A 5,355-nucleotide genomic window follows, 5' to 3' on the forward strand; every position below is an offset into this window, starting at 1 on the left:
GATGTTCTTCTTCGCATCTTCCATGAATCCCATGGGGTCTCCTTCCATCTGCAGAGCGCGACGTCATGTCGCGTTGGTGACGATAGCGGCTCGACGCGCCAGTCCGGAGGGGCTTGCGCGATCGCCTCGAACCGGCGATAGTACGCTCCCGCGTCGGCAGATCCGTGAGCACGCGGTCTACCCCTTGACGCCGCACTGAACAACTGTTTAGTCTGTTGAACATGCGTTCAGCCCCCGACGCTTCAACCCGTGATCGGATCCGCGATGCGGCAATCGCGGCCTTCGCAGAGCGCGGCTTCGACGCGGCCAGCCTGCGGGATATCGCGCAGCGCGCCGGCGTGAGCGCAGCGCTGATCGTGCACCACTTCGGATCCAAAGACGGACTGCGTGAAGAGTGCGACGCCTACGTCGTCCAGACGCTGGTCACCGACAAGGGCCGACTCGCGGGTGGCGGCGCCTCAGCGATGATGCGCGAGGCCCTCGCCGACCGCCAGCGCTACGAGCCACTTCTTGACTACATGTCCCGGATGCTGACATCCGACACCGCGGCGGCAGACGACCTCTTCGGCTCCCTGACGGCCGCGACGCGCACCCTCCTCGAGCAACAGGCCGCGGCCGGGATGCTCCGCCCGCAGTCGGACATGGACGTCACGGTCACCGCGGTGACGCTCTACGGCCTCGCCCCGGTGCTCCTGCGCCGCCAGCTCGCCCGAAGCCTCGGCGAGGACGGGCTGACCGAGACGCTGCTTCGCCGGCTCACCCTGCCGCTGCTCGAGTTTTACACCCACGGTCTCTATGCCGACGACCGGCTGCTCACCGCTGCGCACGACGCGCTGGAGCGCCCGATCGGTCCACCCTCGGGCAAGGGCGAGAACGACCCGCACCAGGACCCCGACCCGCCGCTGGCCGACTGACTCTCGGCATCCATCACACACCAGCGACGAAAGGAGCAGGGGATGACCCCTGCCATTGAACTCAACGACCTGCGCAAGCAGTACGGGCGGCGCACCGCCCTCCACGGCCTGACCCTGTCTGTCACGCCCGGCACGGTGTTCGGCCTGATCGGCCCCAACGGGGCAGGAAAGACCACGACCCTCCGGATGCTGGTCGATATCATCCGGCCAACCAGCGGCACCGCCCGCGTGCTCGGAACCGATCCGCGAACCGGCGGGGCAGCCCTCCGGCGACGCATCGGGTACGTTCCCGGCGAATTGCGGATGGAGGGAAGGGCGACCGGGCGGCGCCTCCTCGACTTCTACACGAGCGTCTCGGGACCGGTCAGCCCCGGGCGCATCGACCACCTGGCCGAGCGGCTCTCGTGCGATCTCTCCCGCCCTGTCCGCACGCTCTCGAAGGGCAACAAGCAGAAGCTCGGGCTCATCCAGGCTTTCATGCATGAGCCGCCACTGCTGATCCTCGACGAGCCCACGAGCGGACTCGATCCTCTGATGCAGCGCGAATTCCTCGGCCTCGTGCACGAGGCGCGGCAGAACGGCCAAACGGTTCTGCTGAGCTCCCATGTGCTCAGTGAGATCCAGCAGGCAGCCGACGAGGTCGCAGTGCTCAGCCAGGGCCGGATCGTCGCGGCGGGTGCTGTCGACGAGCTGCGGCTGGGCGCCGTGCGTCGCATCCGTGCCGTGCTGACGGATGCCGACCCCAACGCGGTCCGCGGCGTACTCGCGCCCCTGTCGACGAGCACGCCCCCCGAGGTGCGTGCGCAGGATGACCGGGTGATCGTGCACGCCACGCTCGAGGGCGAGATTGACCCGCTCGTGAAGGCACTGGCCCACTTCCACGTGGCGGAGCTGCTGATCGAGGAGCCCGACCTCGAGGAGTCGGTGCTGCGCCTCTACGGGTCCGCGAGCACCGATACCCCCACAGCGATGGGGGGCGAGTGAGATGGGCCGCCTGCTCCCCATCACAGCCCGGAGCCTCCGTGACTCCTGGCGCGGACTGCTCGCGTGGGCACTGGGCCTCACTGCTGCCCTCGCGCTCTACCTTCCGCTGTTTCCGTCGTTCGGCAGCAGCGGCTCGCTCGAAGAGATCATCGCGACGCTGCCGCCAGAGCTGGTCGACGCCCTCGGCTACGACCAGATCGGCACCGGCTCGGGGTAGGCGCAAGCGACCTTCTTCGGCCTGATCGGTTTCGCGCTGATCGTGATCGCGACCACCGCGTGGGGTGCGAGTGCGATCGGCGGCGCCGAAGAGAACGGCCGCCTCGAACTCGACCTGGCACACGGGATCGGCCGTGTCTCCTACGTCCTCGAGAACGCCCTGGCGATCCTTCTGAAGCTCGTCGTGTTCGGCATCGTCATCGGCGTGGTGGTCGGCATCCTCAACGGACCTGCAGAACTCGGGCTGGAGGCATCCGGGATCATCGCAGCGATTGCAGCCCTCGCGGGACTTGGCGCACTGTCAGCCACTGCCGCGCTCCTTGCAGGTGCCATCACCGGTCGCCGGATCGCCGGGGTCGCGGCGGGTGCGGGGATCGCGGTCTACGGGTACGCGCTGCAGGCTGTCGCCAACCAGTCCGGGGATCTCGCGTGGGTTGAACGGCTCTCGCCCTACTCCTGGGCTTACAGCGAGTCGCCGCTCGAGTCGGGATTCGGCTGGGGCATCGCGGCTGTCTGGGCAGTCGCGATCGTGTTCACGGGAGCTGCAGCTCTTGCGCTGCGCTCCCGCGACATCGCCGGCTGAGCGCTACCGGTATTCAGCGAGCGAGCGGAGGGGCGGCTGGGCGCCGACGTGGGTCACCGCGTCGGCGCCCACTGCGCATGCCGCTGCGAGCGCTACCTCATCGGGCCAGCCGGCGTGGATAGCAAGCGTGATCGCGGCGCTGAAGGCATCCCCGGCACCGACGGCGCTCACCGCGTCAACCAGCGCCGACGGAGCGGTCAGCATCCGCTCACCCTCTCGCCACAGCGACGCTCCGCGAGCTCCGTGGGTGACCACGACGACACGCGCTGCTGACACTGCCGGGAGCGCGGCGAACTCGGCATCGTTGACGATCACGAGGTCCGCGCGTCTCAGCACCGAGGGGGGCACGTCGCGCGCAGGCGCCGCGTTGAGTGCGAAGAATCCGGGCACGGATGCCGCGAGTGCCTCGATCGCGTGCGGGGGGATCTCCAACTGCGCGAGCACCGCTTCGTCGGACGCGAACGGCCCTGCCCCCTCGACCGCGTCGTTGGCTCCGGCGCACACGACGATCGTGTTCTCGCCAGCGGCATCCACCGTGATCAGTGCCGTTCCCGTCGGCTCCGCGACGACCCGGATGCCGGACGTGTCGACGCCTGCGCGGCGGAGGTTCTCGACCATGGCCTGCCCGTCGGCGTCGTCTCCGACCGCGCCGAGCATCCGCACTGCAGCACCGAGCCGAGCTGCCGCAGCTGCCTGATTCGCCCCCTTGCCGCCTGCGCCGCGGATCGGTCCGCGCCCCCGCACGGTCTCGCCGGGAAGGGGAAGTTCACTCACCGTGACGGAGATGTCGACGTTGATGCTTCCGACCACGCAGAGCGGGCCCAGACCTCGGGATGTCATGCCGACATTCCATCACGCACCGTGGCTCCCGGTACGACCGGCGGTTCACCGCGCGATATAACCGAAGGGGTGCGCGACGCGCCCCGGACGGCGCCGTCCGCTCACCTCATCACCCCCGGGAGCGACATGACTGCGCCTCTTGCGCTGTACCTCGACTGCGACACCGGTATCGACGACACCGTCGCCCTGGCCTACCTGTTGCGCTCACCCCTGGTGGAGCTCGTCGGGGTCGGCACGGTCAGTGGCAACACGGATGCCGCGCAAGCCGCCCGCAACACCCTTGATCTGCTCGCGCTGGCAGGCTTCCCCGACATCCCCGTCGCGGTGGGCGCGCACGACCACCTCACCCACGCCTACGGCGGCGGCGCGCCACACGTGCACGGCGACAATGGCATCGGCGGCGTGATCCTCCCCGATTCGGGCGCCTCACCCGACTCTCACGACGCGGCTGATCTGCTGCTCGAGCTGTCTCATGCCTACGCCGGCTCACTCCACCTCCTGACGATCGGGCCGGTGACCAACATCGCGATCGCCCTGGAGCGCGACCCGACACTGCCGTCGCGGATCGCCGGTGTCACGACGATGGGTGGCGCAGCCCTCGTCTCCGGCAACATCACATCCGTCGCAGAGGCGAATATCTTCAACGACCCCGAGGCTGCTGATGTTCTCGCGCGCGCCGACTGGGACGTGACGTTCGTGCCACTGGATGTGACCATGAACCACGTCCTCACCGACGGCGACCGGGGCCGCTTGCTCGCCTCAGCCGATCCGTTCGCACGCACGGTCGGTGACATCCTCGACCACTACCTCGACTTCTACGTGCCGCAGTTCGGCGAGCGGCTCAGCCCCCTGCACGACCCGCTGGCGGCGATGACCGCGGCGGGGGCGCCGGGCATCGGACGAAGCCTGCGTGTTCCCGTCGTCATCGATACGACAGACGGTCCCTCGCGGGGCTCGACCGTCGTCGACATGCGCGGACAACGCCTCGGCCCCCGCGATCACGACGGCGTCCGGACCCGGGTGCTTTTCGACGGGGCCGATGCCCTCACCGAACACCTGGTGTCGACCATCCTCGGCGACACGGCCACGCCCTAGCGGAAGGCGGAGCGCAGACCTACGGAAGGGGCTCGGCGGGAGGAGCTTCCGCGCCGCGCGTGCCGGTCGCTGCTCGGACTGATGCAGCCCGAACGGCTCCGATGCTCGCAGCGATGACCAGCGCGATTCCGACGATCTCGAGCCACGTCATGGCCTGTCCGAGCAGCAACCAGCCGGCGAGGGTCGCTGTCGCGGGGGCAAGGCTCATCAGGATCGCGAACGCGGATGCCGCCAGCCGCCGCAACGCCAACAGCTCGAGCGCGTACGGGATCGTCGAAGAGAGCACCGCGACTGCCGCGCCCAATGCGAGAAGGTCGATGCGCACGAGTGAGCCGCCTGCTGCGATCAGTCCCCAGGGCAGCGCTGCGAGCGCGCCCACCACCATGGCCAGCGCAAGTCCGTCCAGGCGCGGGAATTCACGCCCGACGCGCGCGGAGGCGAGGATGTACAGCGCCCAGCTGGATGCCGCCCCGAGCGCGAACAGGACGCCGATCGGGTCCAGTCGGTCCCACCCGCCCCCGGCCAGCGCGATGACTCCGATCAGCGCCAGCCCTGCCCACAGCCAGGCGCTGGCACGACGCGCGGCGATCACCGAGAGCACAAGCGGTCCGAGCACCTCAATGGTGACCGTGACGCCGAGGGGAAGCCGCGCGAGCGCCAGGTAGAACAGGCAGTTCATCAGCGCGAGTACCAGCCCGAAGCCGACGACCGAGCGCCAGGCTG

Annotated in this window: 7 protein-coding genes; 5 read left to right on the plus strand and 2 right to left on the minus strand. The window is 69.1% G+C overall.

Annotated features, from left to right (window positions below; genetic code table 11):
- Positions 1–221: 221 nt before the first annotated feature.
- The 4 genes from Q1V87_RS02115 to Q1V87_RS02130 are packed head-to-tail and all read left to right on the plus strand — an operon-like array spanning position 222 to position 2,697.
- Positions 222–914, plus strand: coding sequence for a TetR/AcrR family transcriptional regulator (locus Q1V87_RS02115; protein WP_300590648.1), 693 nt, complete (start codon positions 222–224; stop codon positions 912–914).
- Positions 915–956: 42 nt separating this feature from the next.
- On the plus strand, positions 957–1,898 hold the full coding sequence (locus tag Q1V87_RS02120) for an ABC transporter ATP-binding protein (protein ID WP_300590649.1): 942 nt from the start codon (positions 957–959) through the stop codon (positions 1,896–1,898).
- Between the two features lies 1 nt (position 1,899).
- Positions 1,900–2,115: a hypothetical protein gene (locus tag Q1V87_RS02125; protein ID WP_300590650.1), complete on the plus strand. Its 216-nt coding sequence runs from the start codon at positions 1,900–1,902 to the stop codon at positions 2,113–2,115.
- A gap of 42 nt (positions 2,116–2,157) precedes the next feature.
- The gene (locus tag Q1V87_RS02130) at positions 2,158–2,697 is read left to right on the plus strand and encodes a hypothetical protein (RefSeq protein WP_300590651.1); all 540 of its coding nucleotides are present in this window, start codon (positions 2,158–2,160) and stop codon (positions 2,695–2,697) included.
- 3 nt (positions 2,698–2,700) lie between these two features.
- Here Q1V87_RS02130 and Q1V87_RS02135 read toward each other — a convergent pair whose 3' ends face one another.
- Positions 2,701–3,537, minus strand: coding sequence for a PfkB family carbohydrate kinase (locus tag Q1V87_RS02135; RefSeq protein ID WP_300590652.1), 837 nt, complete (start codon positions 3,535–3,537; stop codon positions 2,701–2,703).
- Positions 3,538–3,663: 126 nt separating this feature from the next.
- Between Q1V87_RS02135 and Q1V87_RS02140 the strand changes: the two genes are divergently transcribed.
- Positions 3,664–4,632, plus strand: a complete 969-nt coding sequence (locus Q1V87_RS02140) for a nucleoside hydrolase (RefSeq protein WP_300590653.1) — start codon at positions 3,664–3,666, stop codon at positions 4,630–4,632.
- 19 nt (positions 4,633–4,651) lie between these two features.
- Here Q1V87_RS02140 and Q1V87_RS02145 read toward each other — a convergent pair.
- Positions 4,652–5,355, minus strand: a 704-nt coding sequence (locus Q1V87_RS02145; protein ID WP_300590654.1) for an EamA family transporter, incomplete at its 5' end; no start/stop codon positions are given.

It is taken from the genome of Microbacterium sp. (assembly GCF_030149085.1).
Taxonomy (GTDB): domain Bacteria; phylum Actinomycetota; class Actinomycetes; order Actinomycetales; family Microbacteriaceae; genus Microbacterium.